The organism is Geobacter psychrophilus (genome assembly GCF_056821595.1).
Map to the genome: position 1 here is coordinate 748,259 of NZ_JBXDTU010000004.1, position 13,482 is coordinate 761,740.

A 13,482-nucleotide genomic window follows, 5' to 3' on the forward strand; every position below is an offset into this window, starting at 1 on the left:
GATGGTCCTTTCAGGCTTTATGAGAAATGATTGAATCCACAGTTGGCTGCATCATAACGACTGCCATCGGCAGTGACGACGATGACCTCTTTCGAACTTGTCACTATACCAACAGGGACGACATGAACGCCACAATTTTTCATGAGACAGGTGATTTTTTCACGATGGGCAACTGGGGCGGTAAAGCAGAGTTCATAATCCTCGCCGCCAGACAAAGCCAGATGGTAGGGCAGCGGTGTAGAGGATCGGGCGGCAGCCACGAAGGCATCGGAAAGCGGGAGACGGTCAAGCTGGATTGTTCCGCCGACCCCGGACTGCTCGGCGATGTGACCGAAATCGGACAGCAGACCGTCGCTGACATCGATCATGGCAGTCACCAGTCCTGATGTGGCCAGAGCCAGGCCGGCGGAGGTACGGGGTGTGGGGTCGAGCAGGCGGGCGAGGAGGAAATCGTTCCCTTCGACTCCGCTCAGGGAACATTCCGGTGGCTGAGCGGAGTCGAAGCCAGCTTCCAGCAGCTTCAACCCCAGTGCTGCATCACCCAGGGTACCGGTCACCCAGATATCATCTCCGGGCAGTGCCCCGGTGCGGCGCAGGATGTGCTCAGGGTACTGTTCACCCAGGATCGTCACGGAGATGACCAGTCCGGAGCGGGACGAGCAGGTATCGCCGCCGATCAGGCTGACACCCTGTTCCGCAGCCAGGGCAAGGAACCCGGCGCTGAACTGGTCGAGGAATTCAAGCGGCAGATCAACGGGAATGGCAAGGGAAAGGAGCGCCCAGCAGGGAATGCCGCCCATCGAGGCGATATCGGAGACATTGACCGCAAGCGATTTGCGCCCCAGGCGGAAAGGGTCGTGCCAGGCCCGGCGGAAGTGTACATCCTCCAGCAGCATGTCGGTGGAGCTAAGCAGCCGCATGCCGGGTGTCAGTGCAGTTACGGCGGCGTCATCACCGATGCCGGTGATCACCCCGGCGCCCTGTTTCGCGCCAGCGGTGATGCGGGAGATCAGGCCGAATTCACCCACATCCTTTAATTTCACGTGTTCCGACATGGCAATCCCGGTTTTCCAGAAATCAGTGCAGCGCTATTTACTATTTACTGATCAGTCAAGCGGCTGCGGGCGTGGAACAGAAAAAGGGGACATGTTGCCTGCGCAAGCAGCAACATGTCCCCGAAATCGTTTATGCTGACAAGGTGATATTCAGACCGTTCCCGGCAACACGCCCGGTTCTCACGCGCGGGCACCAGCCGAAGGTTTCCTGGCGGGGCCGGCTTTCTTTACCCCGGCCTGCGTTTTCTGCGACGGCTCCTTGCTTTCCTTGGGCGCAGGTGGCGGGTACTTCTCCAGCGCCAGCCTGAGTGCCTCACCGATCTCGGAAACCGGAACGATCCGGACCTTCTTGAGAATATCAGCCGGAATATCCTCCAGATCCTTTTTGTTCTGCAACGGTATGATGACCGTCTTCATCTCGGAACGGACCGCTGCCAGGATCTTCTCCTTGAGCCCGCCGATCGGGAGCACCTTGCCCCGCAGGGTGATCTCACCGGTCATGGCAACATCCTTGCGAACCGGGATGCGGGTGATGATCGAAACCAGGGCAACAGTCATGGCTACCCCGGCCGAGGGGCCGTCCTTGGGGATCGCGCCGGCCGGGACATGGACGTGAATCTCATGTTCCTGGAAAAACTCCGGCTTGACATACAGTTCATCGGCATGGGCCCGGATATAGGAGTGGGCCGCCTGGACCGACTCCTTCATGACGTCGCCCAGTTGGCCGGTCAGGGTCAGGCCGGGCTTGCCCTGCATAACAGTGGCTTCGATGTGCAGGATCTCGCCCCCCACCGGTGTCCAGGCCAGGCCGTTCACCACGCCGATCTCGTTATGATCCAGGTCATCCTCACGCAGGTATTTCGGCGCTCCCAGGAAGGGATGCAGTCCCTTGACCGTGACCTTGACGACCTTCTTAGAGCCCTCGGCCACCTTGCGGGCCACCTTGCGGCAAACCGTTCCGATCTGGCGTTCCAGGTTACGCAGGCCGGCCTCACGGGTGTACTTGGCAATAATCTCGCGGATGACATCATCATCGAAACTGATCTGCTTCGCCTTCAGGCCGTTTTCCTTGATCTGGCGCGGCACCAGGTAGCGCTTGGCAATCTCCAGCTTCTCCTCTTCGGTGTAGCCGGCCAGGTTGATAACCTCCATGCGGTCGCGCAGGGCCGACGGCACCGGGTCGATCTGGTTGGCCGTGGCAATGAACATGACGTTGGAGAGGTTGTAGGGCTGGTTGATGTAATGGTCGGAGAAGGAATGGTTCTGCTCCGGGTCCAGCACCTCCAGCAGGGCCGAGGAGGGGTCGCCCTTGTAGTCGTAACCGAGCTTGTCGATCTCGTCCAGCATGATCACCGGGTTGGTGGTGCCGGCCTGCTTCATCCCCTGAATGATGCGCCCCGGCATGGCGCCGATATAGGTGCGGCGGTGACCGCGAATCTCGGCCTCGTCGCGCACCCCGCCCAGGGACATGCGCACGAACTTGCGCCCCATGGCGCGGGCAATGGATTTGCCCAGGGAGGTTTTGCCCACGCCGGGAGGTCCGACGAAACAGAGTATCGGCCCCTTCATCTTCTTCTTCAGCTTGCGCACCGCCAGGAATTCCAGGATGCGCTCCTTGATCTTGTCCAGATAGAAGTGATCGTCATTGAGGATCTTTTCCGCCCGGCCTATATCCAGGCTGTCGCGGGAGGCCTTGTTCCAGGGGATTTCCACCAGCCAGTCCAGGTAGGTACGAATGATGCCGGCCTCACCCGCATCCGGATGCATGTTCTCCAGTCGGCTCAGCTGTTTGAGGGCCTCCTTCATGACTGTCTCCGGCATCTTGGCTGATTCAATGGCCTTGCGGACCTCGACCAGCTCCTCTTTTTCCCCGCCGTCGCCCAGTTCCTGCTGAATGGCACGCATCTGCTCCCGCAGGTAATATTCGCGCTGGTTCTTACCCATCTCCTCGCGGGCGGCGCTCTGGATCTTGGCCTGTACACTCAGGAGTTCGACTTCACGGTTAAGGAACTCGTTGACCTTGGTCAGCCGCACAATCGGATCATTGATCTCCAGCAGCGATTGGGCATCCGCGACCTTCAGACCCAGGTTGCTGGCGATCAGGTCGCCCATGCTGCCGGGGTCCTGGATATTCTCCAGGATAACCAGGACCTCGGGTGAAACCTGTTTACCCAGCTCCACCACCTTGGCCAGTTGCTCACGAACCGTACGGATCAGCGCCTCGGTTTCCAGGGTGACATCCAGCATAAGATTGTCGATCTGGCGCTCGGTGCGGACCGTGTAGAAGGGTTTGTCGCTGACATACTCGGTAATGCGGGCCTTGGCCAGCCCCTGCACAAGAATCTTGACCCGCCCGTCCGGCAGTTTGAGCATGCGCATGATCATGGCAACGGTGCCGACTTCATAGATCTTGTCGGGGGTTGGATCCTCGTCCCCGATATCGTGCTGGGTAGCCAGCAGGATCATACGATCACCAGCCAGGGCGTTATCCACGGCCTTGACCGACATTTCACGCCCGACAAAGAGCGGAATGATCATGAAGGGATAGACCACCACATCCCGCACCGGCAGCAGGGGGAGCATCTCGGGAATCTTCAGCTCCTCAGAATCCTGCTTTACCTCTTCCGGTTCCTGATTTACCTCTTTCGGAGGATTCTGCTTCTTAGTATCCTTATCGACTTTGCTCAATCGAGTATCTCCTTTATAGGTACATTTCGGTCATTGGTCTTTGGACAGGTCACCCGCAATACACCGCGGTGATATTCGGCCGAAATCGCGTCCGGATTGAAGCTGCACGGCAAATGCACGGCATGGTGAAAATGGCCGCAACTCCGCTCAAGACAGACAAAACGGGCTTCTTCCTCGGCCTGCTCCCGGGGACGCTCTGCATCCAGCACAAGAGTCATGCCGCGCACGACCAGCCTGATATCTGCCAGCAGGAAACCGGGCAGGTCAAATTCCAGAACAATCTCGGAGCTGTTTTCATACATGTCCATGAGCGGACGATTTTCACTTTCATCCTCGGCGTCGCGCAATTCGAGTGCATGCAGCAGATTACGTATTTCACCGACGTGACGACTGAAAATTTCCTGATGAAACGGCTTTTTTCCTGAAAATCGCGACATATGGCCACCTGCCTGCTATACGTGGATGGGAGCAGATTCCGTTCTGAAAGATGTAACCATTCCTGACACCGTTGTCAAGGTTGACCTCCAGATATGATCTGTTGTTCCCAACCCGAATATAGCAGGATATGTGCGTTAACGAACTTATTTTCTGCATAAAAACCGCAGAAAACAATTTCTAACTTACTAGCCCTGCTGCGCAGGATAAGTGCGTTAACGAAACTGTTTTCTGCATAAAAACCGCAGAAAACAATTTCTAACTTACTAAAAATGAATTGACTTTAGACCCTGTTTGCAGGATATTTTTTCATTTTTTGACTACTCGCTTGTATGTTGAGCTGGTTTGGTAGCATGGGCACTCCGCTCACGCATAGAGAAAGTCGAGGGACAAACAATGGAACGCTGGTCAATTAATGATTCCGCTAAGATATACAACTTGGACAACTGGGGCGCTGACCTGTTTTCAATCAACAAAAAGGGGAATATGTGCGTCCACCCCTCGTCCAACTCCAAGCAGTCCATTGACCTGCGAGCCCTGACAGACGACCTGATCAAACGCAAGATCAAGCCTCCGATCCTTTTGCGCTTCATGGATGTACTTCAGGGTCGTATCGCCAGCATCAACCGGGTCTTCAGGAGTGCTATCCAGGAAAACGACTACCCGGCAAAATACCAGACCTTTTACCCGATCAAGGTCAACCAGCAGCGCCAGGTGGTGGAAGCCATTGCCGGCTATGGGAAGCGTTACAATATCGGACTGGAGGTTGGTTCAAAACCGGAACTGGTGGCAGGCATATCGATCTCCACCGGCAACGGCCTGCCGATCATCTGCAACGGCTACAAGGATAGCGAGTACATCGAGACGGTACTGTACGCCACCAAGATCGGCTACGACATTACTCTGGTAGTAGAGAAACTCTTTGAACTTGAAAAGATCATTCAACTGTCCAAAAAGACCGGGATCATGCCCAAACTGGGGATTCGCGTAAAGCTGTCCTCCAAAGGCACCGGTAAATGGGCCACCTCCGGCGGCGAAGACGCCAAGTTCGGCTTGCGCATGTCCGAGATCATCGCCGCTATCCGCATGCTGGATGAGCAGGGCATGCTGGAGTGTGTCAAACTGCTGCACTCACATATCGGCAGCCAGATCACCAAGATCGACAAAATCAAGACCGCCCTGATTGAGGCAGCCCGCGTCTATGCCGAGATGCGGAAACTGGGTGTCGGCATCGAATATCTGGATATCGGCGGCGGCCTGGGTGTGGATTACGACGGCTCAAAGTCCAGCTACTTCTCCAGCGTCAATTACACCATCGAGGAATACGCCAACGACGTCATCTACCAGATAAAAAACATTTGCGATGAAGCCGGAGTGGAATGCCCCAACATCATCTCCGAATCCGGTCGGGCGACCGTTGCCCACTACTCGGTGCTGGTGACCAATGTTCTCGACACCAACACCCAGAACCTGATGCCCGATTTCGAAGAGATGCTGGCCCAGTCGGAAAAAATCGCCCCAACTGTCAGGAAGCTGCAGGACATATACAAGAGCATCGACCGCTACTCCCTGCGCGAGGACTACCACGACACGCTGCAGCTGATCAGTGAAGCGGTCAGCCTGTTCAACCTGGGCTACCTGACCCTCAACGACCGGGCCATCGCCGAATGGCTCTACTCCAAGATCATCAGGAAGATCAATGGCATCGTTGAGAAAACCAAGCCGATTCCGGAGGAGCTGCAGAACTTCCAGCTGCATCTGCGCCAGACCTATTTCGCCAATTTCTCGCTGTTCCAGTCGATTCCCGACTCCTGGGCCATCGACCAGCTCTTCCCGATCATGCCGATCCAGCGCCTCAACCACAAACCGGATGTGATGGCTTCCATCGCAGATATCACCTGCGACTCGGACGGCGAAATCACCAGTTTTGTGGGCGAGCACGGCCGCGCCAAATCCCTGCCGCTGCACAAGATCAAAAAGGACGAGGATTATTACATCGGCTTCTTCCTGATCGGCGCCTATCAGGAGATCCTGGGGGACCTGCACAACCTGTTCGGCGACACCAACGCCGTGCATATCACCTTCAACAAGAAGACCGGCTACATGATCGACACCGTCATCAATGGTGACGCCACCTGGGAAACCCTGAAATATGTCCAGTACAAGGGGCCGGAGATTTTGAAGCACGTCCGCGACAACCTTGAAAAGAGTGTGGCCTCCCGCAAGATCTCCATCGAGGAAAGCAGCCACTTTATCGAACTGCTGGACCGGACCCTGCTGGGATATACCTATCTGGGCGAATAGTAACAGATAGTTTGTAAATGTTATGTTACGGGCATTGCGCTATCCGGCGAATGCCCGTATTATCTTTCCCGTCAATCTTTCAATGAATCAAGGAAGGAACGAACTATGAGCAAAGTCCTTATCATCGGTGCCGGCGGCGTCGGCCAGGTTGTCACCCACAAGTGCGCCCAGCGCCGCGACATCTTCACGGAAATAACCCTGGCCTCCCGCACCAAGTCAAAGTGTGATGCCATCGCCGCCCAGCTGGGCAACGCGATCAACACCGCCCAGGTGGACGCGGACAACGTTCCCGAACTGGTGGCCCTGATCAGGCAGCTGCAGCCCAAGCTGGTGATCAACGTGGCCCTGCCCTACCAGGATCTGCACATCATGGATGCCTGCCTGGAGACCGGCGTGGACTACCTGGACACCGCCAACTATGAGCCTTTGGACACCGCCCATTTCGAGTACTCCTGGCAGTGGGCCTATCAGGAACGCTTCAAGGAAAAAGGTCTGATGGCGCTGCTCGGCTCGGGCTTCGATCCGGGTGTGACCAACGTCTACACCGCCCTGGCCGCCAAGAAGTATCTGGATGTGGTGGAGGAGATCGACATCATCGATGCCAACGCCGGCTCCCACGGCCAGCCCTTTGCCACCAACTTCAACCCGGAGATAAATATCCGCGAAGTAACTGCCGTCTGCCGCCACTGGGAGAACGGACAGTTTGTCGAATCACCGCCACTCTCTACCAAACGGGTCTTCGACTTCCCCGAGGGGATCGGACCGATGAACTGCTACCGCCTTTACCATGAAGAGATGGAATCCATCGTCAAACATATCCCGACCATCAAGAAGGCCCAGTTCTGGATGACCTTCTCCGACAACTACCTCAAGCACCTGGAGGTGCTGCAGAATGTCGGCATGACCCGTATCGACGAGGTCGAGTACAACGGCCAGAAGATCGTGCCGATCCAGTTCCTGAAAGCGCTCCTCCCCGACCCGGGCTCACTGGGACCACTGACCAAGGGCAAAACCTGCATCGGCGTCATCGCCCGCGGCACCAAGGGTGGAAAACCGAAACAGGTTTACATCTACAACATCTGTGACCATGAGGCCTGCTACAAGGAAGTCCAGTCCCAGGCCATCAGCTACACTACCGGCGTACCGGCCGTAGTCGGGGCGATCATGATGCTGACGAGCAAATGGCATGCGCCGGGTGTCTGGAACATGGAGCAGTTCGATCCGGAGCTGTTCCTGGATGTGCTGGGTCCGATGGGATTGCCGACAGTGGTCGTGGATGGCGGCGAATGGCCGAGACTGTAACGGAGGGCAGCCTGGCTGCCTATACAAATGGAGGTGCCATCATGAAACGTTTTATTCTTTTCAGCCTGCTCCTTTCCCTGCTGTTGCCACTGGCAGCCTTTGCCGGAGGCCTTGAGGATTTTCTGGCCAACATCAATGTCCAGGCCCGGGTGGACCTGCCGGGGTTTTCGGCAAAAATCAGCACGCAGTTCGGGGTGCCGCTGCCCCAGGTTCAGACGGTTATCCAGACGGTTCGCGAACCGTCCGATGCGTTCATGGTCTTCCAGTTGGGCCAGTTCGCCAGGGTTTCCCCTGAGCGGGTGATTGAGGTTTACAAGCCGATCCAGAAAAAGGGCTGGGGTGCCATTGCCAAAGAGCTGGGCATCAAACCGGGTTCAGCCGAGTTCCACGCCCTGAAGAGCGGCAACCTTTCATTTACCGGCAACCCTTCCGGTTCTGACGATTCTCCCGGCAAAGGTAAGGGCAAGGGTCGCGGCAAGGGACACAACAAGTAAGTTACCACTTATGACCGGTATCGATATCGACAAAATCCTCCATCTCTCACCTTCCCCCGCTTACGTGGTGGACCTGGGCAGGCTGCGCCACAACCTGGCCATCCTGGACCACGTCCAGCAGAAAAGCGGCGCCAAGATCCTGCTGGCGATGAAGGCCTTCTCCATGTGGAGCGTCTTTCCGCTCATCAGCCAGACCCTGCAGGGGGTCTGCGCCAGTTCACCCTGGGAGGCACGTCTGGGGCGTGAGGAGTTCGGTCGTGAGGTACACAGCTTTGCCGCCGCCTTCAAGGAAAGCGACATTGTTGAGCTGCTGAGCATCTCCAACCACTTGGTGTTCAATTCCTTCGGCCAGCTGGAGCGATTTCGCCCGCTGTGGGAGCAGAGCGGTGTTTCCATCGGCCTGCGGGTCAACCCGGAACATTCCGAGGGGCACACCGAGATCTACGACCCCTGCGCACCCAATTCTCGCCTCGGTATCACCCGCGCCGAATTCGAAGGGCGGTCCCTGAGCGGAGTCGAAGGGCTGCATTTTCATACCCTCTGCGAACAGCTCTTCGAACCGCTGGAGCGCACTGCCCGGGCCTTCGAGGAAAAGTTCGGCGAGTTCCTGCCGGGAATGAAATGGCTCAATCTGGGGGGCGGCCACCACATCACCCGCGATGGCTACGACATTGACGGGCTGGTGGAACTGGTGAAGTATTTCAGGGAGAAGTACGACCTGGAAGTCTACCTTGAGCCGGGCGAGGCGGTCGCCATCGGCACCGGCATCCTGGTAGGCGAGGTGCTTGACATCGTCAACAACGGTATGGACATCGCCATCCTGGACGTTTCGGCCACCTGCCATATGCCGGACATCCTGGAGATGCCTTATCGCCCCGGAATCAAGGGTGGATTCGATCCCGGCGAAAAACCATATACCTATCGCCTGGGCGGGCCCTCCTGCCTGGCGGGGGACATCATCGGCGACTGGTCCTTCGAACTGCCTCTCTCGATTGGCGACCGGCTGGCTTTCCTGGACATGTCCCACTACACCATGGTCAAGACCACCACCTTCAATGGTATCCAGCACCCTCACATCTGCACCTTCGAGCCGAACACGGACGAACTGAGGGTGATCCGCAGTTTCAGGTATGAAGATTTTAAGGGACGACTTTCGTAATTATTTCAGAGGAGCGTGCATGGCAATTAATACAAGAATCTGGATGACCGGTTCTCTGGACTGGTTCGGCTACATTGGTGACGAGGAGATGTTTCTGGGACACCGTTCCTTTCCCAATCCTCCGGAAGAAGGTGATGCTTGGACCACCGAGGCCGGGGATATGTTCAAGATTATCGACGGAGAGATCAGGCATTTGGGCAAGACGGAACCGCCCAAGAAATACTGGTAGGTTGCAGCGATATGGGTATCAGCTATGCAGCTCTGAATCAAACGGGTGGTAGACCCAGGAGACCCGATCCCTGCCAGCAGCCTTTGCCATGTAAAGCCCCTCATCGGCCCGTTTCAGCAGGTCGTTAAGCCCCTGATCATTCTCATTGGAACAGGATACCCCCAGGCTGGCCGTCACCTGAATCTGAGATCCTTCAAATTCAAACTCCCCTTTGCTCACGGCACTCCTGATGCGTTCCGCCACCACCAGACTCTGTTCCAGATTGGTGTCGGGCAGCAGCACAGCAAACTCCTCTCCTCCAAATCTGCCGATTATATCATAGGGGCGCACACTCTCCTTCAAACGCTGTGCAACACCTTTCAGTACATAATCCCCCGCCAGGTGCCCCTTGGAATCATTGATCCGTTTGAAATGATCCAGATCCAGCATAATACAGCCAAGCGATATGACCGGCTGGTTTTTCATGCCATAACGCCTGAGGCGTTCGAATTCCTCCTGACCCCGGACCATCAGGTGGCCTCGATTGGCGATATCGGTCAGGGCATCGGTTTTGGCCATTGACTCCAACTTTTCATGAGCCAGATTGAGCTGGCCGGCCCCGCGCCGGATAAGCAGATACGAGAAACCGAACACACCTGACAGGACCAGTACCAACAGCACGGTCATCACAATAACGCCGTAGCGGACCTGTTCACGGTAATGGGTTACATTGACATACACCTCGAAGCACCCCAGTACCGCACCTGTCTCACTGGTGATCGGCACATAGGTTTCCACCACGTTAACGTTAAGCAGCTGTTCTTCCGCCAGATCCTGGATTTTATCCTTGGTAACCAACTGGGCATCGATCTTTCCGGCCAGGGCCTTCTTGAGACGCTGGTTGTTTCCATCCACCTTGCCGATCAGCGTGTGATCGGTGCTGTAAATTATCCGTTTGGACCGGTCATAGATCTTGATTTTGATAATGCCGAACGGTCGCAAAAAGTGACGCAGATTGCGGTCAAGCGGAAGTATATCCTCTTTGTGGATAAGAAGATCGATTGAATGACTTGATGAGGCGTCAAACAGGAGGGGTTTCTGCTGGTCAATCATGACACGGCTGAGTCGCACAGAATCATTTTCAGCGCTGGTGATAACAAATCCGGAAAATATCCGGTAAAATCCGTAGGCACTCAGAAGAACAATGACGACTATCGACACCATAGCTGTCATGACAAGCAGACGGAGCAGGCGGTCGGAATTATTGGCTGGTTGCGAAGAAGGGTTGTCTATTCGAACCATTTTTTGTTTTCTTATGTTGCTGCCGGCTCGACCCATATTGCTGCCTTTTGAGTGATGCGAAGGAATGATGCCATTATATTCAGAGAGTTATAGCGTATTTACCGTTTACTAGTATACAAAAAAAACATGTCTATGGTATCCAGAAGTAAGTTTTTTTAGCGCCTTATCCACATCTGATACATCGAGAACCATCTATGTCCGAAACTGCTGTTATTGAAGTTGCCATACCTGTACCACTGGACAGGACTTTCCACTACCGGGTTCCGCCCGGACTGGTTGATCAAGCCGTGGCAGGCCACCGGGTATTTGTCCCTTTTGGTCATCGCAGATTAACCGGCTATATCCTGGGAGATGTATCAGATGCCCCCGAAAAAGGACTCAAGGATATCATCGAAGTCCTCGACGCGGACCCGCTCTGGACAGCCAATGAACTGGATTTCTTTCGCTGGATCGCTTCCTACTATCTGTACCCGTTGGGTGAGGTATTGAAAACTGCACTGCCGGCCGGCATCAACCTGCAATCTCGTATCAATGGAGACGACGGGGTGAATAAGGTTGTCGGAGGCAGGAAAGTCAAGAGCGAGAGGTTCTACAGTCCCGGCACTCTTCCTGAACCTCAGCGGCAGCCGGGCAGCAAGGCGGTCGAGATACTGGATGTGATCAGAGAAGCGGGCGATATCCCCGCAGCGGACCTGCGTCGCCGCTTCGGGCAGTGCCAGGCACAGCTTAAACGCCTGCTGGAACTCGGCCTGATACAGATGGAAGAACGCGAGGTTTACCGCGACCCGTTTGGTGAGGAGATCGTGGAACGTGATTGCCCCAAGGCACTTAATAACCACCAGGCCAACGCCCTGGACAACATAACCGCCACCCTCGACTCACGCTCGTTTGCTCCCTTTCTGCTGCATGGCGTAACCGGCAGCGGCAAGACCGAAGTCTACCTGCAGGCCATCGCCCATGCCTTGGAACAAGGGACAAACGCCCTGGTGCTCGTGCCGGAAATTTCGTTGACGCCGCAACTGGTGCGTCGTTTCCGGGCCCGCTTCGGAAGCGGTATCGCCATTCTGCACAGCGCCCTGTCGGATGGCGAACGCTACGACGAATGGCGTCGCATCCGCCGCGGCCTGGCCCGCATCGTAATCGGTGCCCGCTCGGCGGTCTTTGCCCCGCTGGAGAAAATCGGCATTATTGTTGTGGATGAGGAGCACGAAGCGTCATTCAAGCAGGCCGAAGGGCTGCGTTACAATGCCCGTGACCTGTCGCTGGTGCGGGGAAGGATGGAGAATGCGGTTGTTGTGCTCGGTTCCGCCACTCCGCTGGTGACCAGCCTGCATGCTGTAGAACAGGGCAAACTTACTCTGCTGCCATTGCCGGAACGGGTGGAGGGGCGGCCCATGCCTACGGTGACAGTTGTCCAGATGCAGGGCATCAAGGAAACCATCTCGCTGCCCCTGACTCAGGCGCTGGAGTCTACCCTGGCAGCCGGTGAGCAGTCACTGGTCTTTCTCAACCGTCGCGGTTTTGCTACCTTTCTGGTCTGCGGCGACTGTGCAGCTCCCCTGACCTGCCCCAACTGCTCGGTGACGCTTACCTTTCACCGCCAACGCCGTCAAAGCGTCTGCCACTACTGCGACTACGCCGTCCCCGCCCCCGGAATCTGCCCGGCCTGCGGGTCAATGGAGATGAAGGAACTGGGTGCCGGCACCGAGCGGGTCGAAAGCGACTTGCGCGAGCTGCTGCCGACAGCGGGAATCGTGCGCATGGACAGCGACACCACCTCCGGCAAGGGGAGCCACAACCGGCTGCTTGGACGTATGGCCGACGGCTCCGCTGACATCCTGATCGGCACCCAGATGATCGCCAAAGGGCACGATTTCCCGGGTGTGACCCTGGTGGGCGTGGTCAATGCCGAGGCCAGCCTGAATATGCCCGACTTCCGCAGTGCCGAGCGCACCTTCCAGCTGCTGTCCCAGGTCATCGGACGTGCCGGCCGCGGCGAACTGCCCGGTCGGGTGATCGTCCAAGCACTGACCCCTTCGCACTATGCCATCCATTGTGCCATACAACACGACGGCGAGAGTTTCTACCGTCAGGAGCTGGAATTCCGCCGCGAAGCCGGTTACCCCCCTTTCGCCTTCCTGGCAGCACTTTCAATCTCCGGCACGGCCGAAGGATCTGTTGAAGACCAGGCAGAATCGTCTGCGCGGCTGTTTGGTCACATAAAGCGCGATCTCAAGCTGCGTATTGAAATTCTCGGACCGGCCCAGGCCCCGCTCTACCGTCTGCGCGGCCGTTTCCGCCGCCAGATCCTGCTCAAGGCCCCCACCCGCAACGACCTGCGGAGAGTGATCGCCGCCTGGCTTACCAGCCGCATACCAACTCCGAACGTGCGGGAAATTATCGATATCGATCCGGTGGATATGATGTAGCTTCAAGGTCGAATCTCTGGTGTTCTCGGCAACGCATCCCCCAAAAAAACAGGCCGCCTCCATAAAGGGGCGGCCTGTGTCCATGCAGCGAAGTTACTTCACCATA

At 56.5% G+C, this 13,482-nt stretch carries 10 protein-coding genes; 6 read left to right on the plus strand and 4 right to left on the minus strand.

Annotated elements, in window-relative coordinates; genetic code table 11:
* Positions 1 to 17 precede the first annotated feature (17 nt).
* The 3 genes from thiL to ACOCF6_RS05685 all read right to left on the minus strand — a co-directional run bounded on the left by thiL (position 18) and on the right by ACOCF6_RS05685 (position 4,180).
* Entirely contained in the window at positions 18 to 1,055 is a 1,038-nt protein-coding gene (thiL, locus tag ACOCF6_RS05675; RefSeq protein ID WP_482459422.1) for a thiamine-phosphate kinase, read from the minus strand.
* Between the two features lie 180 nt (positions 1,056 to 1,235).
* Positions 1,236 to 3,638 (minus strand): endopeptidase La, encoded by a 2,403-nt coding sequence (lon, locus tag ACOCF6_RS05680; RefSeq protein ID WP_482463272.1) that lies wholly within the window; start codon positions 3,636 to 3,638, stop codon positions 1,236 to 1,238.
* 101 nt (positions 3,639 to 3,739) lie between these two features.
* Positions 3,740 to 4,180: an Hsp20/alpha crystallin family protein gene (locus tag ACOCF6_RS05685; protein ID WP_482459423.1), complete on the minus strand. Its 441-nt coding sequence runs from the start codon at positions 4,178 to 4,180 to the stop codon at positions 3,740 to 3,742.
* A 394-nt stretch (positions 4,181 to 4,574) separates the two neighbouring features.
* Between ACOCF6_RS05685 and speA the strand changes: the two genes are divergently transcribed.
* The 5 genes from speA to ACOCF6_RS05710 all read left to right on the plus strand — a co-directional run bounded on the left by speA (position 4,575) and on the right by ACOCF6_RS05710 (position 9,666).
* Positions 4,575 to 6,482, plus strand: a complete 1,908-nt coding sequence (gene speA, locus ACOCF6_RS05690) for an arginine decarboxylase (RefSeq protein ID WP_482459424.1) — start codon at positions 4,575 to 4,577, stop codon at positions 6,480 to 6,482.
* Positions 6,483 to 6,587: 105 nt separating this feature from the next.
* Positions 6,588 to 7,784, plus strand: coding sequence for a saccharopine dehydrogenase family protein (locus tag ACOCF6_RS05695; RefSeq protein WP_482459425.1), 1,197 nt, complete (start codon positions 6,588 to 6,590; stop codon positions 7,782 to 7,784).
* 41 nt (positions 7,785 to 7,825) lie between these two features.
* A complete protein-coding gene (locus tag ACOCF6_RS05700) occupies positions 7,826 to 8,278 on the plus strand; it encodes a hypothetical protein (protein ID WP_482459426.1) in 453 nt (150 codons plus the stop codon).
* A 10-nt stretch (positions 8,279 to 8,288) separates the two neighbouring features.
* On the plus strand, positions 8,289 to 9,437 hold the full coding sequence (gene nspC / locus ACOCF6_RS05705; RefSeq protein WP_482459427.1) for a carboxynorspermidine decarboxylase: 1,149 nt from the start codon (positions 8,289 to 8,291) through the stop codon (positions 9,435 to 9,437).
* Between the two features lie 19 nt (positions 9,438 to 9,456).
* Positions 9,457 to 9,666 carry a hypothetical protein gene (locus ACOCF6_RS05710; protein WP_482459428.1) on the plus strand — a complete coding sequence of 70 codons (210 nt, stop codon included), beginning with the start codon at positions 9,457 to 9,459 and terminating at the stop codon, positions 9,664 to 9,666.
* Between the two features lie 18 nt (positions 9,667 to 9,684).
* On the opposite strand, the gene ACOCF6_RS05715 is transcribed toward ACOCF6_RS05710, so the two are convergent.
* Positions 9,685 to 10,947 carry a GGDEF domain-containing protein gene (locus ACOCF6_RS05715; RefSeq protein WP_482459429.1) on the minus strand — a complete coding sequence of 421 codons (1,263 nt, stop codon included), beginning with the start codon at positions 10,945 to 10,947 and terminating at the stop codon, positions 9,685 to 9,687.
* Positions 10,948 to 11,141: 194 nt separating this feature from the next.
* Between ACOCF6_RS05715 and priA the strand changes: the two genes are divergently transcribed.
* Positions 11,142 to 13,376: a replication restart helicase PriA gene (priA, locus tag ACOCF6_RS05720; RefSeq protein ID WP_482459430.1), complete on the plus strand. Its 2,235-nt coding sequence runs from the start codon at positions 11,142 to 11,144 to the stop codon at positions 13,374 to 13,376.
* Positions 13,377 to 13,482 lie beyond the last annotated feature (106 nt).

Excerpts from the sequence above, each read along its gene's own strand:
- thiL (WP_482459422.1), bottom strand. The coding sequence starts at position 1,055 with ATGTCGGAACACGTGAAATTAAAGGATGTGGGTGAATTCGGCCTGATC.
- lon (WP_482463272.1), bottom strand. The coding sequence starts at position 3,638 with ATGCTCCCCCTGCTGCCGGTGCGGGATGTGGTGGTCTATCCCTTCATG.
- ACOCF6_RS05685 (WP_482459423.1), bottom strand. The coding sequence starts at position 4,180 with ATGTCGCGATTTTCAGGAAAAAAGCCGTTTCATCAGGAAATTTTCAGT.
- speA (WP_482459424.1), top strand. The coding sequence starts at position 4,575 with ATGGAACGCTGGTCAATTAATGATTCCGCTAAGATATACAACTTGGAC.
- ACOCF6_RS05695 (WP_482459425.1), top strand. The coding sequence starts at position 6,588 with ATGAGCAAAGTCCTTATCATCGGTGCCGGCGGCGTCGGCCAGGTTGTC.
- ACOCF6_RS05700 (WP_482459426.1), top strand. The coding sequence starts at position 7,826 with ATGAAACGTTTTATTCTTTTCAGCCTGCTCCTTTCCCTGCTGTTGCCA.
- nspC (WP_482459427.1), top strand. The coding sequence starts at position 8,289 with ATGACCGGTATCGATATCGACAAAATCCTCCATCTCTCACCTTCCCCC.
- ACOCF6_RS05710 (WP_482459428.1), top strand. The coding sequence starts at position 9,457 with ATGGCAATTAATACAAGAATCTGGATGACCGGTTCTCTGGACTGGTTC.
- ACOCF6_RS05715 (WP_482459429.1), bottom strand. The coding sequence starts at position 10,947 with ATGGTTCGAATAGACAACCCTTCTTCGCAACCAGCCAATAATTCCGAC.
- priA (WP_482459430.1), top strand. The coding sequence starts at position 11,142 with ATGTCCGAAACTGCTGTTATTGAAGTTGCCATACCTGTACCACTGGAC.